24 protein-coding genes are annotated in these 25,113 nt (G+C 71.3%); 16 read left to right on the top strand and 8 right to left on the bottom strand.

Going from position 1 to position 25,113, the window contains the following annotated elements; translation table 11 throughout:
• Positions 1 to 23 precede the first annotated feature (23 nt).
• A complete protein-coding gene (dusB, locus tag SNA_RS07065) occupies positions 24 to 1,154 on the bottom strand; it encodes a tRNA dihydrouridine synthase DusB (RefSeq protein WP_044363856.1) in 1,131 nt (376 codons plus the stop codon).
• A gap of 73 nt (positions 1,155 to 1,227) precedes the next feature.
• Between dusB and SNA_RS07060 the strand changes: the two genes are divergently transcribed.
• The gene (locus SNA_RS07060; protein WP_044363854.1) at positions 1,228 to 2,679 is read left to right on the top strand and encodes an MFS transporter; all 1,452 of its coding nucleotides are present in this window, start codon (positions 1,228 to 1,230) and stop codon (positions 2,677 to 2,679) included.
• A gap of 24 nt (positions 2,680 to 2,703) precedes the next feature.
• Here the strand turns inward: SNA_RS07060 and SNA_RS07055 are convergent, their stop codons facing one another.
• Entirely contained in the window at positions 2,704 to 3,618 is a 915-nt protein-coding gene (locus tag SNA_RS07055) for a helix-turn-helix transcriptional regulator (RefSeq protein ID WP_078969761.1), read from the bottom strand.
• Between the two features lie 179 nt (positions 3,619 to 3,797).
• On the opposite strand from SNA_RS07055, the gene SNA_RS07050 reads away from it, so the two are divergent.
• The 4 genes from SNA_RS07050 to SNA_RS07035 all read left to right on the top strand — a co-directional run bounded on the left by SNA_RS07050 (position 3,798) and on the right by SNA_RS07035 (position 8,174).
• Positions 3,798 to 5,252: an MFS transporter gene (locus SNA_RS07050; RefSeq protein WP_044363852.1), complete on the top strand. Its 1,455-nt coding sequence runs from the start codon at positions 3,798 to 3,800 to the stop codon at positions 5,250 to 5,252.
• Between the two features lie 201 nt (positions 5,253 to 5,453).
• Entirely contained in the window at positions 5,454 to 6,458 is a 1,005-nt protein-coding gene (locus SNA_RS07045; RefSeq protein ID WP_030072932.1) for an aldo/keto reductase, read from the top strand.
• A 183-nt stretch (positions 6,459 to 6,641) separates the two neighbouring features.
• Positions 6,642 to 7,223, top strand: a complete 582-nt coding sequence (locus tag SNA_RS07040; RefSeq protein WP_030072934.1) for a TetR/AcrR family transcriptional regulator — start codon at positions 6,642 to 6,644, stop codon at positions 7,221 to 7,223.
• Positions 7,224 to 7,427: 204 nt separating this feature from the next.
• Entirely contained in the window at positions 7,428 to 8,174 is a 747-nt protein-coding gene (locus SNA_RS07035) for a hypothetical protein (RefSeq protein WP_044363850.1), read from the top strand.
• Between the two features lie 41 nt (positions 8,175 to 8,215).
• On the opposite strand, the gene SNA_RS07030 is transcribed toward SNA_RS07035, so the two are convergent.
• Together SNA_RS07030 and SNA_RS07025 are read right to left on the bottom strand one after the other, a co-directional pair.
• The gene (locus SNA_RS07030; RefSeq protein ID WP_044364026.1) at positions 8,216 to 8,854 is read right to left on the bottom strand and encodes a response regulator; all 639 of its coding nucleotides are present in this window, start codon (positions 8,852 to 8,854) and stop codon (positions 8,216 to 8,218) included.
• 53 nt (positions 8,855 to 8,907) lie between these two features.
• Entirely contained in the window at positions 8,908 to 10,134 is a 1,227-nt protein-coding gene (locus tag SNA_RS07025) for a sensor histidine kinase (protein WP_044363848.1), read from the bottom strand.
• Between the two features lie 176 nt (positions 10,135 to 10,310).
• Between SNA_RS07025 and SNA_RS07020 the strand changes: the two genes are divergently transcribed.
• Complete coding sequence (locus SNA_RS07020) at positions 10,311 to 10,751, top strand: hypothetical protein (protein ID WP_078969738.1); 441 nt, start codon at positions 10,311 to 10,313, stop codon at positions 10,749 to 10,751.
• A 67-nt stretch (positions 10,752 to 10,818) separates the two neighbouring features.
• Here the strand turns inward: SNA_RS07020 and SNA_RS07015 are convergent, their stop codons facing one another.
• Complete coding sequence (locus tag SNA_RS07015) at positions 10,819 to 12,201, bottom strand: glycine--tRNA ligase (protein WP_030072944.1); 1,383 nt, start codon at positions 12,199 to 12,201, stop codon at positions 10,819 to 10,821.
• Positions 12,202 to 12,358: 157 nt separating this feature from the next.
• Here SNA_RS07015 and SNA_RS07010 point away from each other — a divergent pair, with 157 nt between their 5' ends.
• The 4 genes from SNA_RS07010 to SNA_RS06995 all read left to right on the top strand — a co-directional run bounded on the left by SNA_RS07010 (position 12,359) and on the right by SNA_RS06995 (position 15,659).
• Entirely contained in the window at positions 12,359 to 13,333 is a 975-nt protein-coding gene (locus SNA_RS07010; RefSeq protein ID WP_030072946.1) for a metal ABC transporter substrate-binding protein, read from the top strand.
• Between the two features lie 80 nt (positions 13,334 to 13,413).
• Positions 13,414 to 14,205 carry a metal ABC transporter ATP-binding protein gene (locus SNA_RS07005; RefSeq protein WP_030072948.1) on the top strand — a complete coding sequence of 264 codons (792 nt, stop codon included), beginning with the start codon at positions 13,414 to 13,416 and terminating at the stop codon, positions 14,203 to 14,205.
• Between the two features lie 9 nt (positions 14,206 to 14,214).
• Entirely contained in the window at positions 14,215 to 15,111 is an 897-nt protein-coding gene (locus SNA_RS07000) for a metal ABC transporter permease (RefSeq protein WP_030072950.1), read from the top strand.
• Between the two features lie 116 nt (positions 15,112 to 15,227).
• Positions 15,228 to 15,659 (top strand): Fur family transcriptional regulator, encoded by a 432-nt coding sequence (locus SNA_RS06995; protein WP_030072952.1) that lies wholly within the window; start codon positions 15,228 to 15,230, stop codon positions 15,657 to 15,659.
• A gap of 133 nt (positions 15,660 to 15,792) precedes the next feature.
• On the opposite strand, the gene SNA_RS06990 is transcribed toward SNA_RS06995, so the two are convergent.
• The gene (locus SNA_RS06990) at positions 15,793 to 16,611 is read right to left on the bottom strand and encodes an isoprenyl transferase (RefSeq protein WP_044363846.1); all 819 of its coding nucleotides are present in this window, start codon (positions 16,609 to 16,611) and stop codon (positions 15,793 to 15,795) included.
• 44 nt (positions 16,612 to 16,655) lie between these two features.
• The gene (gene recO, locus SNA_RS06985) at positions 16,656 to 17,402 is read right to left on the bottom strand and encodes a DNA repair protein RecO (protein ID WP_044363845.1); all 747 of its coding nucleotides are present in this window, start codon (positions 17,400 to 17,402) and stop codon (positions 16,656 to 16,658) included.
• A 574-nt stretch (positions 17,403 to 17,976) separates the two neighbouring features.
• On the opposite strand from recO, the gene SNA_RS06980 reads away from it, so the two are divergent.
• The 6 genes from SNA_RS06980 (at position 17,977) to SNA_RS06955 (ending at position 24,182) form a co-directional block, all read left to right on the top strand.
• Positions 17,977 to 19,671, top strand: a complete 1,695-nt coding sequence (locus SNA_RS06980; protein ID WP_044363844.1) for an ATP-binding protein — start codon at positions 17,977 to 17,979, stop codon at positions 19,669 to 19,671.
• On the top strand, positions 19,671 to 20,105 hold the full coding sequence (locus SNA_RS06975) for a roadblock/LC7 domain-containing protein (RefSeq protein ID WP_030067961.1): 435 nt from the start codon (positions 19,671 to 19,673) through the stop codon (positions 20,103 to 20,105). Before SNA_RS06980 ends, SNA_RS06975 begins: the two co-directional genes overlap by 1 nt.
• Positions 20,102 to 20,461 carry a DUF742 domain-containing protein gene (locus SNA_RS06970; RefSeq protein WP_030067962.1) on the top strand — a complete coding sequence of 120 codons (360 nt, stop codon included), beginning with the start codon at positions 20,102 to 20,104 and terminating at the stop codon, positions 20,459 to 20,461. The genes SNA_RS06975 and SNA_RS06970 overlap by 4 nt, the downstream gene beginning before the upstream one ends.
• Positions 20,462 to 20,471: 10 nt before the next feature.
• Positions 20,472 to 21,044, top strand: a complete 573-nt coding sequence (locus SNA_RS06965) for a GTP-binding protein (RefSeq protein ID WP_078969737.1) — start codon at positions 20,472 to 20,474, stop codon at positions 21,042 to 21,044.
• A 562-nt stretch (positions 21,045 to 21,606) separates the two neighbouring features.
• Complete coding sequence (locus tag SNA_RS06960; protein WP_030067964.1) at positions 21,607 to 23,016, top strand: cytochrome P450; 1,410 nt, start codon at positions 21,607 to 21,609, stop codon at positions 23,014 to 23,016.
• Entirely contained in the window at positions 22,941 to 24,182 is a 1,242-nt protein-coding gene (locus SNA_RS06955) for a cytochrome P450 family protein (RefSeq protein WP_044363841.1), read from the top strand. The genes SNA_RS06960 and SNA_RS06955 overlap by 76 nt, the downstream gene beginning before the upstream one ends.
• 165 nt (positions 24,183 to 24,347) lie before the next feature.
• On the opposite strand, the gene SNA_RS06950 is transcribed toward SNA_RS06955, so the two are convergent.
• Complete coding sequence (locus tag SNA_RS06950; protein WP_044363840.1) at positions 24,348 to 25,055, bottom strand: TerB family tellurite resistance protein; 708 nt, start codon at positions 25,053 to 25,055, stop codon at positions 24,348 to 24,350.
• Between the last annotated feature and the right edge of the window lie 58 nt (positions 25,056 to 25,113).

Genomic DNA, 25,113 nt, shown 5'->3' with positions numbered 1-25,113 from the left:
CCCGGCCGGACGCTGACCGCGTGTCAGCCGCCCGACGTGTCCAGCTCCGCGTCCTCGCTGACGCCCGCGCAGTCGTAGGGGTCCTTGAGCCAGCCGTCCGGCAGCACCACCCGGTTGTTGCCGGAGGTACGGCCGCGGGGGCCGTCCGCGCCCTGCGGCCAGGGCTGGTCGAGTTCCAGTTCACCGAGGCCGTCCTCCAGCTCGGCCAGCGAACCGGTCATGGCCAGCCGTTTGCGCATCTCGGAGCCGACCGCAAAACCTTTCAGGTACCAGGCGACGTGCTTGCGAAAGTCGATGACGCCGCGTTTCTCGTCGCCGATCCATTCGCCCAGGAGCGCGGCGTGCCGCAGCATGACGGCGGCGACCTCGCGCAGACCGGGCGCCTTGGGCGCGCCGGTGCCCTCGAAGGCGGCGACCAGGTCGCCGAAGAGCCAGGGGCGGCCCAGGCAGCCGCGGCCGACGACCACGCCGTCGCAGCCGGTCTCGCGCATCATCCGTACGGCGTCACCGGCCGACCAGATGTCGCCGTTGCCGAGCACCGGGATCTCGGGGACGTGCTCCTTGAGGCGGGCGATGGCGTCCCAGTCGGCGGTGCCGCCGTAGTGCTGGGCGGCGGTGCGGCCGTGCAGGGCGATGGCGGTCACGCCCTCCTCGACGGCGATCCGGCCGGCGTCAAGGTAGGTGATGTGGTCGTCGTCGATGCCCTTGCGCATTTTCATCGTCACGGGCAGGTCCCCGGCGCCGGTGACCGCCTCCCGCAAAATCGCGCGCAAGAGATTGCGCTTGAACGGCAGCGCGGAGCCGCCGCCCTTGCGCGTGACCTTGGGCACCGGGCAGCCGAAGTTGAGGTCGATGTGGTCGGCGAGGTCCTCTTCCGCGATCATGCGGACGGCCTTGCCGACGGTGGCCGGGTCTACGCCGTACAGCTGGATCGAGCGCGGCTGCTCGGTCGCGTCGAAGTGGATCAGCTGCATGGTCTTCTCGTTGCGCTCGACCAGCGCCCGGGTCGTGATCATCTCGCTGACGAACAGGCCCTTGCCTCCGGAGAACTCCCGGCACAGGGTCCGGAACGGGGCATTGGTGATCCCGGCCATGGGCGCGAGCACCACGGGGGGCTGCACCGTATGCGGGCCGATCTGTAGCGAAGACGTCATGCGCCCCATTGTCCCGCACCACGCGGCGAGCCTCGCCAGGGCCACAGGTCCCGGATCGTTGTAGCGTTCAACCATGCCCGAGCTCAGCCCCCGGCGACGACTTGTAGTGCTGGCGATCTGCTGTCTGAGCCTGCTGATCGTCAGCCTCGACAACACCGTCCTCAATGTCGCGCTGCCCTCCATGCAGCACGAGCTGGGCGCCTCGATCTCCGGGATGCAGTGGACGATCGACGCCTACACGCTGGTCCTGGCGTCGCTGCTGATGCTGGCCGGATCGACCGCGGACCGGCTAGGGCGGCGGCGGATCTTCCTGGTCGGACTGGTGGTGTTCTCCGTCGGCTCGCTGCTGTGCAGTCTGGCGCCCGGCCTGGGGTGGCTGGTGGCGTTCCGGATGGTGCAGGCGGTGGGCGGTTCGATGCTCAACCCCGTCGCGATGTCGATCATCACCAACACCTTCACCGAACCGGGTGAGCGGGCCCGTGCCATCGGGGTGTGGGGCGGCGTCGTCGGGATAAGCATGGCCGCCGGTCCGGTGATCGGCGGGCTGCTGGTGCAGTCCGTCGGCTGGCGGTCGGTCTTCTGGATCAACGTCCCGATCGGCGCGCTCGCGCTCTTCCTCACCCTGCGCTACGTCCCCGAGTCCCGCGCCCCCAGGCCGCGCCGGGTCGACCCCGTGGGCCAGCTGCTGGTGATCGCGCTGCTGGGCTCGCTGACGTACGCGATCATCGAGGCCCCGGACGAGGGCGGGGCCTCCGCGGAAATCCTCGTCTTCGTCCTGGTGGCGCTGATCTCGCTGGCGACGCTGATCGGCTATGAGCGACGGCGTCGCGAACCCCTGATCGACCTGCGGTTCTTCCACAGCGCACCGTTCAGCGGGGCCACCGTCATCGCGGTGTGCGCCTTTGCCGCGCTGGGCGGCTTCCTCTTCATGAACACCCTGTATCTACAGAATGTGCGCGGGCTGTCCGCCCTGAGCGCCGGGCTGTACATGCTCCCGATGGCCGGGATGACGGGGCTCTGTGCGCCGCTGTCGGGGCGGCTGGTCGGCAGCCGCGGGCCCCGGATTCCGCTGCTGCTCGCGGGGACGTTCATGGGGGCCAGCGGGGTGCTGTTCGCGGCGTTCGAGGCGCAGAAGACAACGGCGCTGCTGTTCACCGGGTACGTCCTGTTCGGTATCGGCTTCGGCCTGGTCAACGCGCCGATCACGAACACCGCGGTGTCCGGGATGCCGCGCGCCCAGGCGGGGGTGGCGGCCGCGGTCGCCTCGACCAGCCGCCAGGTCGGGCAGTCGCTGGGGGTCGCGGTGATCGGCGCCGTACTGGCCGGCGGCGCGCGGGCCAGTGCCGGCACGGGCGCGTTCCTTGCGGTGGGGCGGCCCGCCTGGTGGATCATCGCGGGGTGCGGGGCGGCGATCCTGCTGCTCGGCGCGCTGACGACCGGGCCCTGGGCGCGGGCCACGGCGCGGACCACGGCGGCGCTGTTCGAGGAGGAGCGGCGGGACGGGCACGCGGCGGCGAAGGCGTAGGGCCGCGCCACCCGGGCCGCCCGCTCACGCCCCGGCGGCGGCCAGCTTGTCCAGCTGTCCGAGCCGTTCGCGGGTGAGGTCGTCCACGGGTGTGTACGTCAGCACCTTGGGGCCCGGGTTGGGCCCCGTCCACAGGCTGCTGGCGGACAGCTGAAGGTCTCCCACCCGGGGGTGGCGGATGACCTTGACGGAGCTCACCGGGCGGACGACCTCGTGCTGCGCCCAGATCTCGCGGAACTCGGGCGACGCCTCCGTCAGCCGTGCGAGCAGCGCCTTCCAGGCCGGCTCGGCGACATGCTCGGCCATCGCCGCCCGGAACTTGGCGGCCATCACCCGCTTCGATGCCTCCACATCGACCGTCCGCGCCCGCCACTCGGCGTTCATGAACGCCAGCCACATGCAGTTGCGGTCCTCCTCGGGCAGCGCGTCGAAGTCGCACATCAGCCGCCCGTAGGTGCTGTTGTAGGCCAGGATGTCGAACCGGCTGTTCTGGACGACCGCCGGGAACGGTGCGAGCTGGTCGAGGACCTGCCGCAACTCCCTGGACACTCCCGTGCATTCGGTGCCGCGCAACGGGTCGACCGCACCGGCCAGCGCGAAGAGATGGCTGCGCTCGGCGCGGTCCAGCAGCAGCGCACGGGCCACCGCGTCCAGGACCTGCGGCGATACGTGGATGTCCCGGGCCTGTTCGAGCCAGGTGTACCAGGTGACGCCTACCGCCCCCAGGTGCGCGACCTCCTCGCGGCGCAGCCCGGGGGTGCGCCGGCGGGCGCCGCGCGGCAGCCCGACCTGCTCCGGCGTGATCCGCTCCCGCCGGCTGCGCAGGAAGGCGGCCAGCTCGGCGCGGCGGGCGGTGTCGTCGCCCGGGGCGGCACCGTACGGCGGGACGGCGGCACCGGGACCGGCGGTACCGGGACCGACGGTACCGCGGCCGGCCATACCGGGATGGGCGGTGGTGCCGGGACGGGTCGTGGCAGGCTTCGCCCGGGTGCTCCCGATGGTCGTGCTCGCGCTCATGGGTCCAGCCTGCCGCAGTCCTCAGCCGGTTGCCAGGTAGCACTGGTACCAGGATAAGAAAGCTCTGGTACCAGTCTGCGCGAGCCGCGATCTTAGATGTCGTGAGCGATACCCAAGCCCCAACTACCGTCCCCGCAGCGCCATCCACTGCTGCCCGGCACCGCTCGGCGGCCACCCCGCTGCTGACCCCGACGGGCCTGCTGACCGTCCTCCTGGGCGCGGCCCTGCCGATGATCGACTTCTTCATCGTCAATGTCGCCCTGCCGACCATCGACCACGATCTGCACGCGGGGCCCGCGATGCTGGAGATGGTGGTGGCCGGCTACGGCGTCGCCTACGCCATGCTGCTCGTCCTCGGCGGCCGGATCGGCGATATGGCCGGCCGCCGCCGGCTGTTCCTGTGGGGGCTGGCCGCCTTCGGCCTGACGTCCCTGGCCTGCGGGCTGGCGCCCGATGCCTGGACCCTGGTGGCCGCCCGGGTGGCCCAGGGCGCCGCGTCCGCGCTGCTGCTGCCCCAGGTGCTGGCCACCATCCAGGCCACGACCACCGGGCGGGGCCGCGCGAAGGCCGTCAGCCTGTACGGCGGCACGGCGGGCGTCTCCAGCGCCGTCGGCCAGGTGCTCGGCGGGCTGCTGGTCTCGGCCGACCTGGCGGGCACCGGCTGGCGCGCCGTCTTCCTGGTGAACGTCCCGATCGCGGCCGTGGCCTGGCTGCTGGCCGTCCGTACGGTTCCCGAGACCCGCTCCCCGCATCCGAGCCGGGTCGACGGCCCCGGTACCGCGCTGCTCGCCCTGACCCTGATCACCCTGCTGCTGCCGCTGACCGAGGGCCGGGCGGCCGGCTGGCCCCTGTGGTCCTGGCTGCTGCTGGCCGTCTTCCCCTTCGCCGCCCTCGCGTTCGTCCTCGTCGAGCGGCACGCCGAACGCGTCGGCCGGACCCCGCTGGTGCCCCCGTCCCTGCTGCGCATCCCCTCGGTACGCAGCGGCCTGGCCATGCTGATCCCGTTCTCGATCGGGTTCGGCGGCTTCATGTTCGAGGTGGCGGTGGCGCTCCAGAGCGGGCTGCACTACGGGCCGCTGGCGGCCGGGGTGTCCCTCGCGCCCCTGTGCATCGCCTATTTCGCCGCCTCGCTGGCGGGCCCGCGCCTGGTGCAGCGCTTCGGGCGGCGGGTGGTGATCGCCGGGTCGCTGATCCAGGGCACCGGGCTGATCGCCCTGGCGCTGACGGTGCACGCCGGCTGGCCCGGTATCTCGGTGGCCGGTCTGGCGCCGAGCATGGCGGTCCTGGGGGTGGGCCAGGGTCTGCTGCTGCCGACCGTGATGCGCATCGTGCTGAGCGAACTGCCGGCGGCCCAGGCGGGCGTGGGCGGCGGTGTCATGGTCACGACCCAGCAGTCCGGTCTCGCGCTGGGTGTGGCCACCCTCGGCACCCTTTTCCTCGCCCTGCTGCCGTCGGCCGGCATCCGCGATGCACTGCTCGCCGCGCTCCTCGCCCAGCTGGCGATCGTCATAGGCACCACGTTCCTGGCGCTGCGGCTGCCGCGGGCGGTGCGCTGAGGGGAGGGGACGGGGGGCCGCGGGTCGGGGGGGGGTGGTGGGGTGCCGGGCGCGGGGGGCTCGGCACCCCGCTCTCCCCATTCTCTCCGCCCCCCACCCTTACGACTGACAAATATTGAAATCTGTCAGTCGTCATGTCACAGTGGATGCACGGGCCGGCGACCCCGGCCCCGTCCCACCCCCTCCCCTCAGGAGCACTCCGTGCAGACCCGCACCCTCGGCACCACCGGCCCCCAGACCTCCGCCCTCGGCCTCGGCTGCATGGGCATGTCCGCCCTCTACGGCGACGCCGACCGCGCCGAATCCCTCGCCACCGTCCACGCCGCCCTCGATGCGGGCATCACCCTGCTCGACACCGGCGACTTCTACGGCATGGGCCACAACGAACTGCTGATCAACGAAGCGCTCGCCACGGCCCCCGCCGCCGCCCGCGAAAAGGCCCTGGTCAGCGTCAAGTTCGGCGCCCTGCGCACCGTCGAGGGCGGCTTCACCGGCTATGACGGCCGGCCGAACGCGGTGAAGAACTTCGCCGCGTACTCCCTCCAGCGCCTGGGCCGCGACCACATCGACATCTACCGCATCGCCCGGCTCGACCCGGACGTCCCGGTCGAGGAGACCATCGGCGCCATCGCCGAGCTGGTCGAGGCCGGACACGTCCGGCACATCGGCCTGTCCGAGGTCGGCGCCGAGAGCCTGCGCCGGGCCGCCGCGGTCGCCCCGATCAGCGACCTCCAGATCGAGTACTCCCTGCTCTCCCGCGGCATCGAGGACGAGATCCTGCCCACCGCCCGCGAGCTGGGCATCGGCGTCACGGCGTACGGCGTCCTGTCCCGCGGCCTGATCAGCGGGCATTTCACCCGCGACCGCAAGCTCGCCGCGAACGACTTCCGCGGTATGAGCCCCCGGTTCCAGGGCGAGAACCTCGACCGCAATCTGGACCTGGTCGAGGCGCTGCGCAAGATCGCCGAGCAGAAGGGGATCACGGTCGCCCAGACCGCCATCGCCTGGGTGCTCTCCCGCGGCGAGGACATCGTTCCGCTGGTCGGCGCCCGCCGCCGCGACCGGCTGACCGAGGCGCTCGGGGCGCTGGACGTCACGCTGGACGCCGACGATCTGGCCGCGATCGAGCGCGCGGTCCCGGCCGGCGCCGCCGCCGGCGAGCGCTACCCGGCCGGGCAGATGGCTCACCTCGACAGCGAGCGGTGACCGCCCGGGGCGAGGGGCGGGCACGGCGGGTACGGTCCGTACTGTCCGGCGCGGCGGCCGGCCGGTGTGCGTACCCGTGCGGTGTGCCCGCCGCCGGGTCCGCGGAGCCGCTGCCGGATGCTGGTATCCGCCAGCGGTCCCTCCCCCGCCCGTCCCCTCTCCTCCGAAAGGCCGGCCCGCCCCATGGCCCCCGAGACACTGACCCCCGAGCGCATCCTCGAAGCCACCGAGGAGGTGCTGCGCCGCTACGGCCCGGCCAAGGCCACGGTCGTGGATGTCGCCCGCGCCCTGGGGGTGAGCCACGGCAGCGTCTACCGCCACTTCCGCACCAAGACGGCGCTGCGGGAGGCGGTCACGGAGCGCTGGCTGGACCGTACGAGCCAGGAGCTGTCCGGCATCGTCGCGGACGAGGGCCCGGCCGACGACCGGCTGCGCCGCTGGCTCGCCGCCCTCTTCGAGGCCAAGCGGCACAAGGCCGGCGACGACCCCGAACTCTTCGCCACCTATATGACCTTGATCGGCGAGAGCGGCGGCGTGGTCGACCGCCATGTCACCGACCTGGAATCCCAGCTCACCACGATCATCGAGGCCGGCGTCTCCGAGGGCACCTTCCACACCCCCTCCCCCGCCACCACCGCCCATGCCGTCTTCTCCGCCACCGGCCGCTTCCACGACCCCTGCTACGCACCCGAGTGGTCCCACCCGGGCATCACCGCCGACTTCGAGGCCGTACGCGACCTGATCCTGCGGGGGTTGCAGGCGTAGCGACCCCACCCGATCCGGGCCGGCCACCCGGTCACCCGGGCGCCGGCCACCCGCGCCGGGCCGGTCCCGGGGAACTACCCACCCGCGCCGGGCCGGTACCCGGGGCGCCCCCCGTACGTCGCCACGCCCAACTCCCGGTAGCAGAAACCCCGTTGAGGCGGGGCGCGGCACCGCTACCCTCGGCGGCGGGAGGGAGGAAGTGGCGTGAGCGCATCGAAGACAGCCGGGGCCGCGCTGACCCGGGACGACTTCCGGGTGAAGATCGCCGTGCAGCGGGTGCGGCAGGACGGCGCCGACCACCGGGTGATCCGCCCGGCCGGGCCGCTGAAGAACGGGGCGCTGTACCGGGCGCGCCAAGGGTACGACCTGCTCGTGGACCGGCCCGACGGCCGCCGCATCGGCACCCTGTTGCTGCTGGCGGCGCGCTCCCCGCGCTCCGTGGTCTATCTGCCGCTACGGGCCACGGCTCCCGAGCCCTGGTTCGGCCGGGGGGGGGACGAGGAGCCTCTCGATCTCGTCCTGGCCCACCGTGCGGTGCAGTTGCGGCCGTCCTTCTGGAAGCAGCTGCGCACGCGTGTCAACGCGGCGAACGCCCCCCGCGAGCTGCGCACCGCGCGGGTGCCCGCGAGCGACCTGCCGGAGGCGGAGCACGACGGAGGTGTGCACGACGCCGCGGCCCGCCCGGCCCCGTACGCCCCCGGAAGCGAGGACCGGCTCGGCCAGCACGTCCACGCCAGGACGCTGGTGCTGACCGGCGGGCCGACGGCGTTCCGGGAGGCGGCCCGGGAGGTCTTCGCCGTCACGAAGGACGGGCCGCCCGCCGCGGCGAGCGGTCTCTACCTCAACGGCGGCTGCAACTACCACGTCTGCCGCGCGCTCTACTCCTGGCCGGATCTGTCCGACCGGCGCGAGCAGATCCACGTGGAGTTCGCCCCCTCGTGGGCGCGATGACCCGCCCTTCCCCGCAACCCGCCGCTCCCCGCCCCCGCCCGTTACTCCCCCATCCCCATGAACCGCAGCACCGCCAGCACCCGCCGGTGGTCCGCGTCCGCCTTCGGCAGGTCCAGCTTCGCCAGGATGTTGTTGATGTGTTTGGCCACCGCGCTCTCGCTCACCACCAGCTGCGCGGCGATGCCCGCATTCGACCGACCCTCGGCCATCAGGGCCAGGACCTCGCGCTCGCGGGCGGTGAGGCGTTCGAGCGGGTCGCTGGGGCGCCGTACCAGCAGCTGGGCGACGACCTGCGGGTCCAGGGCCGTACCGCCGGCCGCCACCCTGCGCAGCGCCTCGATGAACTCCTCGACGTCCGCGACCCGCTGTTTGAGCAGATAGCCCACCCCGCTGGTGTTGGCCGCGAGCAGATCGGCCGCATAGCGCTCCTCCACGTACTGGGAGAGCAGCAGCACGGCGGTCGCGGGCCACTGCTGACGGATCGACAGCGCGGCCCGCACCCCCTCGTCCGTGAAGCCCGGCGGCATCCGGACGTCGACCAGCGCGATGTCCGGCCGGTGTTCGGCGACCGCCGCCAGCAGCCCCTGAGCCTCCCCCGTCTCCGCGACCACCTCGAAACCAGCCATCTCCAGCACCTTGACCAGCCCGATCCGCAGCAGAACGGAGTCCTCGGCGATCACGGCACGCCGCACGGCGGCCTTTGTCCCGGGGCTTCCCTCGTCCGTCCCAGGGCTTACCTCATGCACGGCAGCTCCACGCTCATCATGGTCGGGCCCCCCACGGGGCTGCTCATCCGGAATGTTCCGTCCACCGATCGCACCCGCTGTGCGAGCCCCGTAAGGCCGGTCCCCTTGGACGGCTCGGCGCCGCCCACTCCGTCGTCGGCGATCACCACCCGCAGTATCCCGCCGAGCCGGGTGACCGTCACCTCCGCCCTGGTCGCCTCCCGTGCGTGCTTGGCGACGTTCGTCAGCGCCTCGGAGACCACGAAGTACGCGACCGCCTCGACGGCCGGCGTCGCCAGCCGGGACAGCTCCGGCGGCAGATCCACCCTCAGCCGCACCGGCAGCGGCGCCCGGGCCGCGAGCCCGGACAGCGCCGCGTCCAGCCCCCGCTCGTCCAGCACGGCCGGATGCAGCCCGCGCACCAGGTTGTTGAGCTCCTCGATCGCGTCCTTCGCCTCGCGGTGCGCCGCGTCGATCACCTCCCGCGCCTCCGGCGGCAGCTGTGTCAGCGTCGCCTTGGCCAGCCCCAGATTCAGCGCCAGCGACACCAGCCGCTGCTGGGCGCCGTCGTGCAGATCCCGCTCGATACGGCGGCGCTCGGCATCGGCGGCGTCCACCGCCCCGGCCCGGCTCTCGGTGAGGTCGGCCACCCGCCGCTCCAGGTCCTCGCTCGGGTCGGGCCCCAGCAGCGCGGGCCCGAGGTGGGTCTCCAGCCGTACCAGGGCCGCGGCGAGGGCCGGGACGGCGGCCAGCGCGGCAAGACCGGCGAGGGTGACGTAGAACGCCTGGGTGCTGTAGCCGGGGTGGCCGACCCGCCACTGCCAGGGAACCGCCCACAACCATACGTACACCGTGGCGGCGGCCACGCCCGTCAACAGCAGGGACAGCAGCAGCACTTCGAGCCCGCCGAGCAGCGCCCCGACCAGGCAGTGGTAGCCGAACGACCGCTGCTGCCGCCGCCATACCGGGCGGGGGATGTCGATCCCCAGCAGCCGCCGGAAGCGCCAGCGCTGGGCGGCGGTCAGCGCCGGCGTGGAGAAGACCGTCAGCACCAGGGCGAACCCCAGGACCACCGGCTCGTCAGATCCCACCCCCATGATGACGTCCACCCCGAGCCCGAAGATCATGAACAGCAGGAACCCGGTGAGGAGATGCAGCGGGATCCCCAGGGCGAGGAAGGACGTATCGCGGGTCAGCCGGGTGAGCGTACGCCGCGACCGGAGCGGGATTTTCATGATTCAACGGTAGGCGGCGGGCGCCGTGACCTGCCATGAAGCCCGTTGCCGTACCGGGGGTGTACCTGGTGCCACCCCAAGACGGACAGCGACGTTACTGACTGTGGCCGCCGGAAACCGGAGTCTTGATCACGAGCCCGAAGGCCGGGTTCGCGACACCGAAAGAGACCTCCGCCATGGCCCTCATCGCCTTCAACCCGCCCGTCAGCAACGGCGGTTACGGAACGGCGGGCGCCGCCCACGGGGACGTGTCCCGCGGCCGCGTCCGCCGTCGGCAGGGCCGCATCCTGGCGGGCGCGGGCCTGGCCCTGCTCCCCTGGCTCGGCTACCTCGCGGGCACCCTGCCGCCGGCCGAGGCGGCCGCCTGGGTCACCCTCGACGCCCTGGAGGCCGTCTGCCTCCTGGCCGCCGGCACGCGCCTGCTGCGCGCCGACCCCCGCCATCGCGCCCCCGCGGCCGCCGCGGCCGTCCTCCTCCTGGCCGACGCCTGCATCGACGTGGCCACGGCCGCCCCCGGCGCGGAACTGGCCACCGCGATGGCCATGGCCGTGGGCGCCGAACTGCCCCTCGCGGCCCTGTGCGGCGTGCTCGCCGCACGGGCGGGGGCCAGGTCCTGACCCCTCAACGGCGCGGTGCCGGGCCCCCGTTGAGGGACCCGGCACCAGTGACCGTACGGCTGGGCGATCAGCAGCCCAGCAGACGCCCGGCCAGGTAGGACTGGATCTGGTCCAGGCCCACCCGCTCCTGCTTCATCGTGTCGCGCTCACGCACCGTGACGGCATTGTCGTCGAGGGTGTCGAAGTCGACCGTGACGCAGAACGGCGTGCCGATCTCGTCCTGGCGGCGGTAGCGGCGGCCGATGGCGCCCGCGTCGTCGAACTCGATGTTCCAGTTCTTGCGCAGGTCGGCGGCGAGCCCCTTGGCCTTCGGGGAGAGCTGCGGGTTGCGCGACAGCGGCAGGACCGCGACCTTGACCGGCGCCAGGCGCGGGTCGAGGCGCATGACCGTGCGCTTTTCCATCTTGCCCTTGGCGTTGGGCGCCTCGTCCTCGATGTACGCGTCGAGCATGAAGGCGAGCATCGCGCGGTTCACACCGGCCGCCGGCTCGATGACGTACGGAGTCCAGCGCTCGCCGGCCTCCTGGTCGAAGTAGGAGAGGTCCTGGCCGGAGGCCTTGGAGTGGGCGGAGAGGTCGAAGTCCGTCCGGTTGGCCACACCCTCCAGCTCGGAGAACTCGGTGCCGCCGAAGTTGAAGCGGTACTCGATGTCAGCGGTGCGCTTGGAGTAGTGGGAGAGCTTCTCCTTCGGGTGCTCGTACCACCGGATGTTCTCCTCGCGGATGCCGAGGTCGCGGTACCAGTTCCACCGCTGCTCCATCCAGTATTCCTGCCACTGCTCGTCCTCGCCCGGCTTGACGAAGAACTCCATCTCCATCTGCTCGAACTCGCGGGTGCGGAAGATGAAGTTGCCCGGCGTGATCTCGTTACGGAACGACTTGCCCACCTGGGCGATGCCGAACGGGGGCTTCTTGCGGGAGGTCTGCTGGACCTGCATGAAGTTGGTGAAGATGCCCTGCGCGGTCTCGGGACGCAGGTAGGCGACCGAGGCGGTGTCCTGCGAGGGGCCGAGGTGGGTGGAGAGCAGGCCGGAGAACTGCTTGGGCTCGGTGAAGCCGCCCTTGTTGCCGCAGTGCGGGCAGTTGACGTCGGCGAGGCCGTTCTCGGGGAGCCTGCCGTGCTTGGCCTCGTACGCCTCCTCCAGGTGGTCGGCGCGGAAGCGCTTGTGGCAGGAGGTGCACTCGGTGAGCGGGTCGGTGAAGGTGGCGACGTGGCCGGACGCCTGCCATACCTCGGGGGCCAGGATCACCGACGAGTCGATGCCGACGACGTCCTCGCGCGAGGTGACCATGGTGCGCCACCACTGGCGCTTGATGTTCTCCTTGAGCTCGACGCCCAGCGGACCGTAATCCCAGGCAGCGCGGGAGCCACCGTAGATCTCACTGCAGGGGTAGACGAAGCCACGGCGCTTGCTCAGGCTGACGATGGTATCGATCTTGTCGGCGGCCACGGTGCTCTCTTCATTACGACGACGAACAGCGAATGGTTCAGGTTACCGGCGGGCGTACCCCCCGGATCAAATCCGTTCCGGCCGTCCGCTGTCGTCCCGCTCACACCCGGGGCGCACTGTATTGACAATCATTTCCAGCTTGTTGAAAATGACTGTCATGAACATACGCCGTTCCCTGTCCACCGCGGTCATCGCCGGAGCCTCGGTGGCCGGTCTGCTGGCCCTCTCCGCCTGTTCCTCCTCCGGTGGGCCCCGTACGGCGGACGGCAGGCTGCGGGTGACGGCGTCCTTCTACCCGATGCAGTTCCTCGCCGAGCAGATCGGCGGCACGCACGTCGAGGTGTCCAACCTCACCAGGCCCGGTGTCGAGCCGCACGACCTGGAGCTCAAGCCCAAGCAGACCGCCCAGCTCGACGAGTCCGGCGCGATCGTCTACCTCAAGGGGCTCCAGCCCGCAGTGGACCAGGCCATCGCGCAGTCCGGCGTCAAGAACGTCGCCGACGCCGCCTCCCTCACCGGCCTCGAACGGCACGGCAACGAGGTCGACGGCCGCCACCACACCACCGGCGACAACCACTCCGGCCACACCGGCGACGAGGAAGAGGCCGGCAAGGACCCGCACATCTGGCTCGACCCGGTGAAGTTCGCCCAGGTCGCCAAGGGCGTGAACGCGACCCTCTCCAAGGCCGACCCGGCGCACAAGGCCGACTACCAGAAGAACACCGACGCCCTGGTCAAGAAGCTGGACGCCCTGAACAAGGACTTCCGGGACGGCCTGAAGAACCGGGCCTCCGGCACTTTCATCACCACCCACGCGGCCTTCGGCTACCTCGCCGAGCGCTACGGCCTGACCGAGGAGGCCATCAGCGGCCTCGACCCCGAGTCCGAGCCCAGCGCCGCCCGCATCAAGGATCTGCACACCCTCGCCGAGCGGCACCACGTCTCCACCGTCTTCTTCGAGACGCTCGCCAACCCGGCCACCGCCAAGACCCTGGCCGGCGACATGCATCTGAAGACCGATGTCCTCGATCCGCTTGAGGGGATCACCGGGAAGTCCCGCGGCAAGGACTACTTCGGCGTGATGCGGGCCAACCTGACCGCGCTCCAAAAGGCGCTCGGCGAGAGCAAGTGACGCCCGCCGCACGGCGCGCGACGCCGAGCACCACGGAGGCCAGCATGCCGAGCACCACGGAGGCCAGCATGGAGATCAGCATGGACGAGCCCACCCCGCCCCGGCCCGGCGAGCCGGTCATCAGCCTGCGCGCGGCCACCGCCTCGCTGGGCGCCCGCCCCGTCCTGCGCGGCGTCGATCTGACGGTGCGCAGCGGCGAGGTGGTGGCCCTGCTCGGCGCCAACGGCTCCGGCAAGTCCACCGCCGTCCGCTCGGTCATCGGCCAGGTCACGCTCACCGGCGGCGAACTGTCCCTCTTCGGTACGGAATTCCGCCGGTTCCGCGCCTGGGCCCGGATCGGCTACGTCCCCCAGCGCACCACCGCCTCCAGCGGCGTGCCCGCCACCGTCCGCGAGGTCGTCACCGCCGGCCGGCTGGCCCGTACGAAGCTGGGCATCCTGCGCCGGGCCGACCGGGACGCCGTCCACCGCGCGCTGGAGCTGGTGGGCATGGCGGACCGCGCCAAGGACTCCGTCAACGCACTCTCCGGCGGCCAGCACCAGCGGGTGCTGATAGCCCGCGCCCTCGCGGGCGAACCGGAACTGCTGATCATGGACGAGCCGATGGCCGGCGTCGACCTCGTCAGCCAGGAGGTCCTGGCCGGCGCCCTGCGTGAACAGGTCGCCCGCGGTACCACCGTCCTGCTCGTCCTGCACGAGCTGGGCCCGCTGGAGCCGCTGATCGACCGCGCCGTGGTGCTGCGCGACGGCTGCGTCGTCCACGACGGCCCGCCCCCCGAGGCCGTGGGACAGCACGCGCTGCCCGGCCACGATCACGTCCACCCGCACGCCGACGCCGCCGCGGAACCGCTCCGCACCGGCCTGCTCAGCTAGGGGCCCACCGTGGAAATCCTCGACTACGCCTTCATGCAGCGGGCCCTGCTCGCCGCCCTGATCGTCGGTGTCACCGCCCCGGCCATCGGCATCTACCTCGTCCAGCGCCGCCAGGCCCTGATGGGCGACGGCATCGGCCATGTCGCCCTCACCGGCGTCGGCCTGGGCTTCCTGCTCAACACCAGCCCGGTCTGGGTCGCCACCGCCGTCGCCGTCATCGGCTCCGTCGTCATGGAGCTGATCCGCTGGTACGGCAAGACCCGCGGCGATCTCGCCCTGGCCATGCTGTTCTACGGCGGTATGGCGGGCGGCGTCATGCTGATGAACCTCTCCGACGCGGGCTCCAACGCCAACCTCAGCAGCTACCTCTTCGGCTCGATCACCACCGTCTCGCCCGAGGACATGACCGCCATCTGCGTCCTGGCCGCGCTGGTGTTGGCGATCACCGTCGGGCTGCGCCGCCAGCTGTTCGCGGTCTGCCAGGACGAGGAGTTCGCCCGGGTGACGGGACTGCCCGTACGGCTGCTGAACCTCCTGGTCGCCGTCACCGCCGCGGTCACCGTCACCGTCGCCATGCGCGTGGTCGGCCTGCTGCTGGTCAGCGCCCTGATGGTGATCCCGGTCGCGGCCGCCCAGCAGATCAGCCGCAGCTTCGCGATGACCTTCGCGGTGGCCCTCGCCATAGGTGTGACGGTCACCCTCACCGGCACCGCCACCTCGTACTACGCCGACGTCCCCTCCGGCGCGACCATCGTCCTCTTCGCCATCGGCCTGTTCGTGGCGTTCACCGCCCTCGCCGCGCCGCTGGCGAAAAAACGCGCCAGGGCTGCCGCGGCGACGGGCGCGGGGTGCACCCTGGAGGTACCCGGCAGCCGGACGGCCGACGATGTGAGCGTGGGCGGCTAGCTTCCGGCCCCGTGTCGGCGTCTTCCCTGGAGCCCGCTCGCCACCTGGCACAATGGCGGAACGCAGCGCGGGGGGAAGCGCAGCGGGGGAAGACGTGACGTCCTAGGGAGGCAACGGTGGCGACGAGCGCGGGATCTCCGGTACGCGGCCGGTCGACGCGGCAGCGCACCGCGGTGTCGGCCGCACTCGACGAGGTCGACGAGTTCCGCAGCGCGCAGGAACTCCACGACATGCTCAAGCACCGGGGCGATTCGGTGGGGCTGACCACCGTCTACCGAACGCTCCAGTCGCTCGCCGACGCGGGCGAGGTGGACGTGCTGCGCACCAGCGACGGCGAGGCCGTCTACCGCCGGTGCAGCACCGACGACCACCATCACCACCTGGTGTGCCGGACCTGCGGCAAGGCCGTCGAGGTCGAGGGCCCCGCGGTCGAGAAGTGGGCCGACCAGATCGCCGCGGAGCACGGCTTCCGCGATGTCGCGCACACGATCGAGATCTTCGGCACGTGCGGGGAGTGCGCGGAGAAGAAGGCCAAGGCGGCGGAATAGCGACACGACGTACGCCTCATACGTCGCAGGGGCCGCCTCCCGGCTGGGGAGGCGGCCCCTTGGCACAGGTGCCGGTGGTACGTGTCGGCGGACGCGTGGTGGCGTACGTGCCGGGGCAGGGGGGTGCGCGTCGCTAGACCGCGGACTCGCCGTCGTCCAGCTGCGCCCCGCCGAACCGGCGGTCCCGCTTCGCGTACTCCAGGCATGCCTGCCACAGGTTCCGCCGGTCGAAGTCCGGCCACAGAATGTCCTGGAAGACCATCTCGGCGTACGCGCTCTGCCAGATCAGGTAATTCGACGTCCGCTGCTCGCCCGACGGCCGGACGAACAGGTCCACATCCGGCATGTCCGGGTAGTACATGTACTTCGCGACGGTCTTCTCGTTCACCTTCGACGGGTCCAGCTTCCCGGCCCGCACATCCGCCGCAATCGCCGCCGCCGCATCCGCGATCTCCGCGCGCCCGCCGTAATTCACGCAGAAATACAGCGTCATCGCGTCGTTGTTCTTGGTCTGTTCCTGGGCGATCTGGAGTTCCTGGACGACGGACTTCCACAGCTTCGGCATCCGCCCGACCCAGCGGATACGAATACCCAGCGCATCCATCTCGTCACGGCGACGGCGGATGACGTCCCGGTTGAAGTTCATCAGGAAGCGGACCTCGTCCGGCGACCGCTTCCAGTTCTCCGTGGAGAAGGCGTAGAGCGAAAGGTTCTTCACGCCCATTTCGATGCAGCCCTTGAGAACGTCGAGGACGACGCCCTCGCCGACCTTGTGCCCCTCGGTGCGCGGCAGCCCGCGCTCCTTGGCCCAGCGGCCGTTGCCGTCCATCACGATCGCCACATGGTTCGGGACGAGCTCGCCGGGAATCCTCGGCGGACGCGCACCGGACGGGTGCGGCTCGGGCGTCTCGTACTCGCGTCGGTTACGCCCCAGAATGCCGCGTACTGCCATGCGCCCCACGTCTCCTCTGCCGAACTGCTTGCTTGCTCTTGTTCTTACTGCTCTACGTACCGGAGGGAGCGCAGACCCCGCTCCAGGTGCCACTGCAAATACGCCGCGACCAGCCCGCTGCCCTCCCGGACGTGCCGCGCCTCACAGGCATCGGCCGTCTCCCAGTCACCGGTCAGCAGCGCGCCCAGGAGGCCGATGGCCTCCGAGGAGGGTACGACGCTGCCCGGCACCCGGCAGTCGCCGCAGATCACACCGCCGGACGCGACCGAGAAGAACCGGTTCGGGCCGGGCATTCCGCACCGCGCACAGCTGTCGAAACTTGGCGCATAACCGTTCACGGCGAGGGACCGCAGCAAGAAGGCATCCAGGACGAGGTGTGGCGCGTGCTCACCGCGCGAGAGCGTGCGCAGCGCGCCCACCAGCAGCAGATACTGCTGCACGGCCGGCTCGCCCTCGTGATCGGTGAACCGCTCCGCCGTCTCCAGCATCGCCGTCCCGGCGGTGTAGCGGGCGTAGTCCGTCACGATCCCGCCGCCGTACGCCGCGATCGTCTCGCTCTGCGTGCACAGCGGCAGCCCGCGCCCGATCAGCTCGCCGCCCCGCGCGAAGAACTGCACATCCACATGGGAGAACGGCTCCAGCCGCGCCCCGAACTTCGACTTCGTCCGCCGCACGCCCCGGGCCACGGCCCGCACCCGCCCGTTCCCCCGGGTGAGCAGCGTGATGATCCGGTCCGCCTCACCCAGCTTCTGGGTGCGCAGCACGATGCCGTCGTCGCGGAACAGACTCATGGGGTCATTCTCGCGCATGGGCGCGGGCGGGCCTGCACCGGTGGGATGTCACGGGCTTTCACTGTTCGTGGCTTCGCGGTGACGGAGCGGTGGCCTCTCGATCACCTCGCGTCCCTCGTCCGCAGCCCGCAGTCGGCGGGCGGCGGGCGGCGGGCGGCGGGCGGCGGGCGGCGGGCGGCGGGCGGCGGGCGGCGGGCCAGGTGATCCCCCGCGCGCATGATGCCCACGCGGCTATGCCCCATTCCACGAAGCTCATGGAGTCCGGCGGCCCGGCCCCTGGTCATCCCGGACGCCGGTGGGCCTCATCTGCGACGAGCCGTCAAGTCCCGTGAGTTGAACGGTAGTTGACGAACCGACCGAAAACGTACATCGGCCCCGCCGTCCGCATCGGACCGCAGTGCTGAAACGTATCCCCGTCCACCCACACAGGGCGGAACACGACCTTCCGGAATTTCTCACGCAGGCCATGGTGAGGGCCTCACAGGACGTCAGGTCCCCGGTAGCATCGCGTGATGATCGGCGAACACACTGCTGTGGCCCGCCGGCGGTCACCTTCCCCCACCCGAGGATCCCGATGACATCCATACCCGAGGCGCTGTTGTGGTGCCTCAGCGCTGGAACGGCCGCCGCCGTCGTACTCGCGGCGCTTGTGGCCCGCGCGAGGATGCACAGCGCCGCCTTGAAGCAACGTCTCAGCACCGCTGAGGAGCAGAACTCCGCTTCGTTGCACGCCAATACGGAGCTGACGGCCCGGCTGCGGGCGACCGAGGCCGAGATCCGACACCTGGCGGGGGCCCGGCTCCCCGACCTCACCCTGGCGCTGGCGCATCCGCATGTGCCCGTACGGGGGCTGCTGGACACCCGGTTCGCCGGGTCGGAGACCGATCAGGCGCTGAGCGCGGTGCTGGAGCAGATCGCCGAGGCCGTGACGAAGGAGCGCGAGCGGGTCGACGCCGCCGCCCAGTCCACGCTGCGGGGCGCCACCACCACCATCCAGGCGCTGCTGTACCAGCTCCAGACCCAGCTCCAGGGCATGCAGCACCGCTACGACGACCCGAACGTCGCCCAGGACCTGCTCTCCGCCGACTTCCTCAACGAGCAGGCGCTGCGGCGCATTCAGGCCACCGGTGTGGTGTGCGGCGCCTGGCCCGGCCTGACCCGCGAGGACTCGTACCTGGCCGAACTGGTCGTCGGCGCCACCTCCCGGCTGCGCGGCTACGAGCGCGTCCAGATCACCAACCAGCTGCGCGACCCGATCGCCGTGGTCGCCCGTGCCGTCGAGCCGATCGCGATCACCGTCACCGAGCTGCTGGCCAACGCACTGCACCACTCGCACCAGGAACTGCCCATCAGCGTCACCCTCCAGCAGGGCAACCGCGGCGCCTCCGTCATCATCGACGACTACGGCGTCGGGATGCACGAGGAGGAGCTGGCGCACGCCGCGAAGCTGCTGTCCGGTGACGAGCAGCTGCTGCTCACCCAGCTCGGCGACCCGCCGCGTTCCGGGTTCGCGGCGGCCGGCCAGCTGGTGCGGCAGTACGGCTACCGGGTGCACATCGAGTCGTCCCCCTACGGAGGTGTCCGTGCGATCGTGTACATCCCCGGCGACCCCCTGCTGACCGTCCTCGACGAGAGCCACCAGCCCATGTCCGTGATGGCGCCGACCCCGCATCGGTCCCCCGCGCAGGACCGGGGCACGCTGCCGACCCGCAACCCGGGGCACGCCGCGGCCCAGCCCCCGGCTCCCGCGCCCTCTCCCGCACCGTCGCCCGCCCCCGCGCCCGTCAGCGCACCGGCGCCCGACCCGGCGGAGCTACTGGGCGGCGGGACGTACGGGGCCGCCGCCCATGACGCCGGTTCGGCTCCGGCCGCCGGTTCGGACCTCGATGGCGGTTCGGACCTCGGTGGCGGCTCCGACCTCGGTGGCGGCTCGGACCTGGGCACCGGATTCGACTCCGTTGGTGACGGGTTCGATGCCGCCCGTACCGGGTTCGACTCCTCGGATGCCGGATTCGACGCCGCCCGTAGCGGGTTCGATCACGCCGGTGCCGGATTCGACGCCGCCTCCGCCGGCGAGCCCGAACTTCCCCGTCGGCGCCGCCGTCAGCCGATGTCCGAGCTCGACCAGAACACCCCGCGCACCGCGCCGCAGCGCACCCCGGAGGAGACCGCCTCCCGCTGGGCCGCGCTCCAGCAGGGCACCGAATCCGGCCGGGTTGCCGCGCAGCAGTCACAGCCCCCTCGCAGTCCCGAAGGGAACCCCCAGTAATGAACACCCCCGCCCCCGCTCGCCGCCGTAGCATCGAGGACAAGTCCTGGGTGCTGGCGCCTCTTCTGGAGCTGCCGCATGTTATCCACGCAGCCGTCATCTCCGGCGACGGTTTCATCGAGGGCTGCTCACCGGGGCTCCAGCGGGACGCCGCCGAAGGCGTGGCGGCCATGATGTCCGCGCTCCAGGGCGCCGGCCGGGCGGTCACCGCGGCCTTCACCGAGCAGCAGGACGCCCGGCTGCGGCAGACCGTGATCGAGTCGGAGGAGGGCTGGGTCTTCGCGATACCCGCCGGCGAGAACACCTGCCTGGCCGTCTTCGCCGCGCCGGAGGTCAACATGGGCGTCGTCGCACACCATATGCAGGTCCAGGTGTCGACCCTCGGCGCCAAGGTCATGAACAGCCCGGCCCGGGACCTGGGCAACTCCGCATGACGCCCCGCCAGAGCAACAGGCGCCTGGTACCGGCCTATCTGGCCACCGGCGGTCGTGCGCGCCCCAGCCGCAACACCCTCGACCGGCTCTCCCTGCTGCACAGCTCCGGGATGCCGATCACCAGCGAGGTGCGCCCCGAAGAACGGCGCATCCTGGAGCTGTTGCAGCCCGGGGCCCTGTCTCTGGCGGAGGTCGCCGCCCATCTCTCGCTGCCCGTCAGTGTGGTGAAGGTGCTGGTGGCCGATCTCGTCGATGCCGGGCGGCTCTTCGCCCGTGTCCCTATTCCCGAAGCCGAGCAATTCGACCGGCAGATCCTGGAGAGGGTTCTCGATGGACTCCGCTCTCTCAAGTCCTAGCACCGGCGGCATGTACCTCTCCGGTGCCGACCAGACACTGGTCAAACTCCTGGTCGCGGGGCCGTTCGGAGTCGGCAAGACCACGCTGATCCGTACGCTGTCCGAAACCCCGCCGCTGCACACCGAAGAGGTCATGACGCAGACCGGCGCGGTGGTCGACGACCTCGCCGGAGTACGGGACAAGACCACCACCACCGTGGCGATCGACTTCGGGCGGCTGACGCTGCCGGGCGATCTGGTCCTGTATCTCTTCGGCACGCCGGGGCAGAAGCGTTTCCGCCCGCTGTGGGCGGACATCGCGCGGGGTGCACTGGGCGCCCTCGTCCTCGCCGACACCCGCCGCCTGGCGGACTCCTTCGAGGTGATGGACATCATCGAGGAGGCCGGCCTGCGGTACGCGGTGGCGGTCAACGCCTTCCCCGACGCCCCGACATACGACACCGACAAACTCCGCGAGGCGCTCGACCTCCACCCGGACACCCCCCTCGTCCTCTGCGACGCCCGCGACCGCCACCAGTCCGTCGACGCCCTGATCTCCCTGGTCTCGCACGTGCTGGCGCATACGCCGCAGCAGGGGCCTTAGGGGGAGCTCGCGGCCTGCCTGGGTCGTGGGCCGGGGTTCGCGGGGCCGGGCCGGTGCTCGTGAGGCCGGGCCGGTGCTCGTGAGGCCGGCCTTCGTGGGGCCGGTGTCCGTACGAGCTCGTACGGACGCATGGGCTCGAATTCGGCGCAGATCTTGTGCGTGCGCGTGTGCTGGTACGGGCACAGGTCCCATCGGGGGGCAGGTCTCGTACGCGCACAGGCCCCATCGAGGGCAGGACGCGTACGGGCACAAGCCCGTACGGACGCATGGGCTCGCAGGCACACAGGGGGTGGGGACGGGGGCCGGGACCGGGGGCGGCGCAGCGCGGCCGCGTCACCCGCCACGGCCCGCAACGACCTGGTCGCCCCCGGGCAGGCCCGGCCGGTCCCGGTCGCTCTCTGCCTCCCTCCCCCCCCGGCCCCGCCCCACCAGCCCCATCTCGCCCCCGCACCCGACACCCGCCACCGCCCACCTCGTCCCCGACAACTCGCCCCGAACTCGTCCCTCGTCCTTGTCCTAGTCCTCGTCCTTGTCCTCCTCTCACCTCGTCCCAGGAGAATTCGTGACCACCCCGCACCCTTCCGGTGCCACCCCGCCGCCGGGCTGCCCGGCGCACGCCCACGGTGGCCTCGACGGCGGGCCCGACAACGGCGGCCCGTCGCAGCGTGTGCACCCGCTCGACCGGCCCGACCCCTACGCTCCCCTCAAGCTGTACGGACCGGAGTTCGCCGCCGATCCGAACAGCTACTACGACCACCTGCGCCAGTACGGTGCGCTCGCGCCGGTCCAGATCGCCCCGGATGTGACGGCCATGCTCGTCACCGACTACCGGGCCGCCCTCGACCTGCTCAACGACACCGCCACCTGGTCGAAGGACTCCCGCGAGTGGCAGAAGACCATCGCGCCCGACTCCCAGGTCATGCCGATGCTGGGCTACCGGCCCAACGCCCTGTTCAACGACGGCGAAACGCACCGGCGCTACCGGCAGGTCATCTCCGACAGCTTCCAGCTCGTCGAACCGCACATCCTGCGCACCAAGGTCCAGCACGCGGCGGACACCCTCATCCAGGCGTTCGGCGCCAACGGTGAGGTCGACCTCATCGGCGAGTACGCCCAGCTGCTGCCGCTGATGATGTTCAACGACCTCTTCGGGATGCCGGACTCCTACGGCGAGCGGCTGATATCGGCCATCGGCGGACTGATGGACGCCGCCTCGCCCGAGGAGGCCAACGCCGCCGACGCCGCGTTCACCAGCTACATCATGGAACTGATGGCGGCGAAGAAGGCCCAACGCGGACCGGACCTCACCTCCTGGTTCATGGACCACCCCAACGGGCTGTCCGACGAAGAGGTGATCCCGCAGATCGTGGTGACGATGGCGGCGGGCAACGAACCGCTGGCCAACCTCATCGGCAACGCGCTCTCGCGGATGCTGTCCGACGACCGTTACTACAGCACCCTCTCCGGTGGCGCCCTCACCGCGCGGGACGCCATCAACGAGGTGCTGTGGAACGACCCGCCGATGGCCAACTACTCGGCGCACTACCCGCGCCGTGATGTCTTCTTCCACGGCACCTGGGTGCGTCAGGGACAGCTGGTCCTGGTGTCCTACGCGGCCGCCAACAACCAGTTCGGCGAGACGACTCTCGACCAGACCCGTACCGGCGGCGGCTCCCATCTGGCCTGGGCGTCCGGACCGCACGCCTGCCCCGTCCAGCGCCCTGCACTGGTGATCGCCATGACCGCGATCGAGCGGCTCACCGCATGGCTCTCGGACATCGAACTCGCGGTGGAACCCGACCAGTTGGAGTGGCGCTCCGGCGCCTTCCAGCGAGCACTCGCAGCTCTTCCGGCCCGTTTCACGCCCATCACCCCCGATCAGGCAGGAGCTACCCCATGGGACAGCAGCCCGTCGTCATCGACCCGACCGGAGCCGATATCCACGGAGAGGCGACCCGCCTCCGCGACCTAGGCCCCGCGGTCCTCATAGAAATACCGGCCGGCGTCCATGCCTGGGCCATTACCCATCACTCCCTCATCAAGGATCTTCTGACCGACCCACGCGTCTCCAAGGACCCGCGCCAGCACTGGCCCGCCTGGCAGCGCGGCGAATACCACGACAGCTGGCTCCAGACCTGGGTCGGCGTCACCAATATGTTCACCGCCTACGGCGCCGATCACCGCCGGCTGCGCAAGCTGATCGCCCCGGCGTTCACCGCGCGCCGCACCGATGCGATGCTGCCGCGCGTCGAGCGGATCACCGCCGCGCTGCTGGACCGGCTCGCCGCCACCCCGGCCGGTGACGTCGTCGATCTTCGTGGGTCCTTCGCCCACCCCCTCCCCATGCAGGTCATCTGTGAACTGTTCGGCGTGCCGGACGGTGAGATGCGGAGCGAGCTTTCCCGCCTCTCCGATGCGATCATGGACCCCACGCTCACCCCCGAACAGGCCGGTCAGACGGCAGTCGACATCCATACGCTGCTCAGCAAGCTCGTCGCCATCAAGCGCGAGACCCCGGACGACGACCTCACCAGCCTGCTGGTCTCCGCGCGGGACGACGACGGCGAGCGGATGACCGAGCAGGAGCTCGTCGACACCCTGCTGCTGGTCATCGTCGCCGGGCACGAGACGACCGTCGATCTGATCGGCAATGCGGTGCACGCCCTGCTGACGCACCCGGAGCAGCTGGCGCTGGTCCGCAACGGCAAGGCCTCCTGGAACGACGTCATCGAGGAGACCCTGCGCTGGGACCCCAGCATCGCCAATCTCCCGCTGCGCTTCGCCGTCGAGGACATCGAGATCCCGGGTGGCCCGACCATCCGTAAGGGCGACGCGATCATGCCGTCGTATGTGGCCGCCGGACGCGACCCCCAGCAGTATGGCGCCACCGCCGCCGACTTCGACATCCAGCGCCCCGGCCAGGAGCACCTCGCCTTCGGCTACGGAGTCCACCGCTGCCTGGGCGCCCCGCTGGCCCGTATGGAGGCCCAGATCGCCCTGCCGGCCCTCTTCGACCGCTTCCCCGACCTCGAACTGGCCGTTTCCACCGAGGAGTTGGTCCCCATCGAGGGCTTCATCTCCGGCGGCTACCGCACCCTGCCGGTCAGGCTCACCCCGGCATCGGAGCAGGGGTCGTAGGAGCCGGAACAGGAATCCGCGCTCTTCGTCCCACCACGATTTCCCCATCTCACTTCCCCCCGGCGCGTTTTCCTTTGTCATAGGGGAAACACCACGGCCGGCCGCTCGGTTGCATCGAGCGGCCGGCCGCTTGCGGTGGGGGCTTGCCGCCCGCGCCTCAGCCCGTCACGACGGCGTACGTGCCGCCGCCAGCAGGCGGTTGACATCCGCCGGGCGCAGCATCAGCGCGGCGCCCACGGTGGCGAGGACCTCGCGTTCGGCGGGGGTGTAGGAGCCGTCCGCGAGGGCGATCCGCGCGCCCTGGAGCAGGAGGGATTCGCGGCCCACCGGGGCGAGATGGGGCGCCAGTGGCTCCAGGGACTCATGGAGCTCTATGGCCAGCGCGGTGCCGCACGGGTCGAGGCCGTGGTGGCCGCAGTCGCCGCCGGTCACCGTGTCGTAGGTGCCGGTCAGTCCCCCGGTGTCGGCGGCGAGCGCGGCGAGGAGGGTGAGCAGCTGGTCTTCGGAGCAGTCGGCGAAGCCGGAGGCGCGGACGGTGGTGACGGCGGTGTCGCGGACGGCACGGGAGGCGGTGCCGCCGGCGGCGAGGAGGGCGAGGGTCATGGTGTGGACGGCGTCCCGGAGCATCGCGGAGAGCCGGACGGTGGTGGGGTGGTCCAGGGCGTCCAGGCCGAAGCGGCCGTGGCAGGCGGAGCACTCCAGGACCGGGCCCGCAGGGCCGCGCGAGAGGAGGGGGATGCCGAGGACGGTGAGCCGGCGGCGGCCGGCGCGGCGGAGGTAGTTGCGGTCCCCGCCGCAGTCGGGACAGAAGAACTCGCCGTCGGCGACGGTACGCCAGGACGTGCGCACGCCCATCACACACATCTTGTGCATACGTCAGACCTCCGTAACCGCGGCTCCGTCGCCCGTTTGGGACGTGATGTTAGCCACA

This window comes from Streptomyces natalensis ATCC 27448 (assembly GCF_000935125.1).
Classification (GTDB): Bacteria; Actinomycetota; Actinomycetes; order Streptomycetales; family Streptomycetaceae; genus Streptomyces; species Streptomyces natalensis.
The sequence above is the reverse complement of the archived record's forward strand: the minus strand, read 5'-3'. Positions and strand labels throughout refer to the sequence as shown.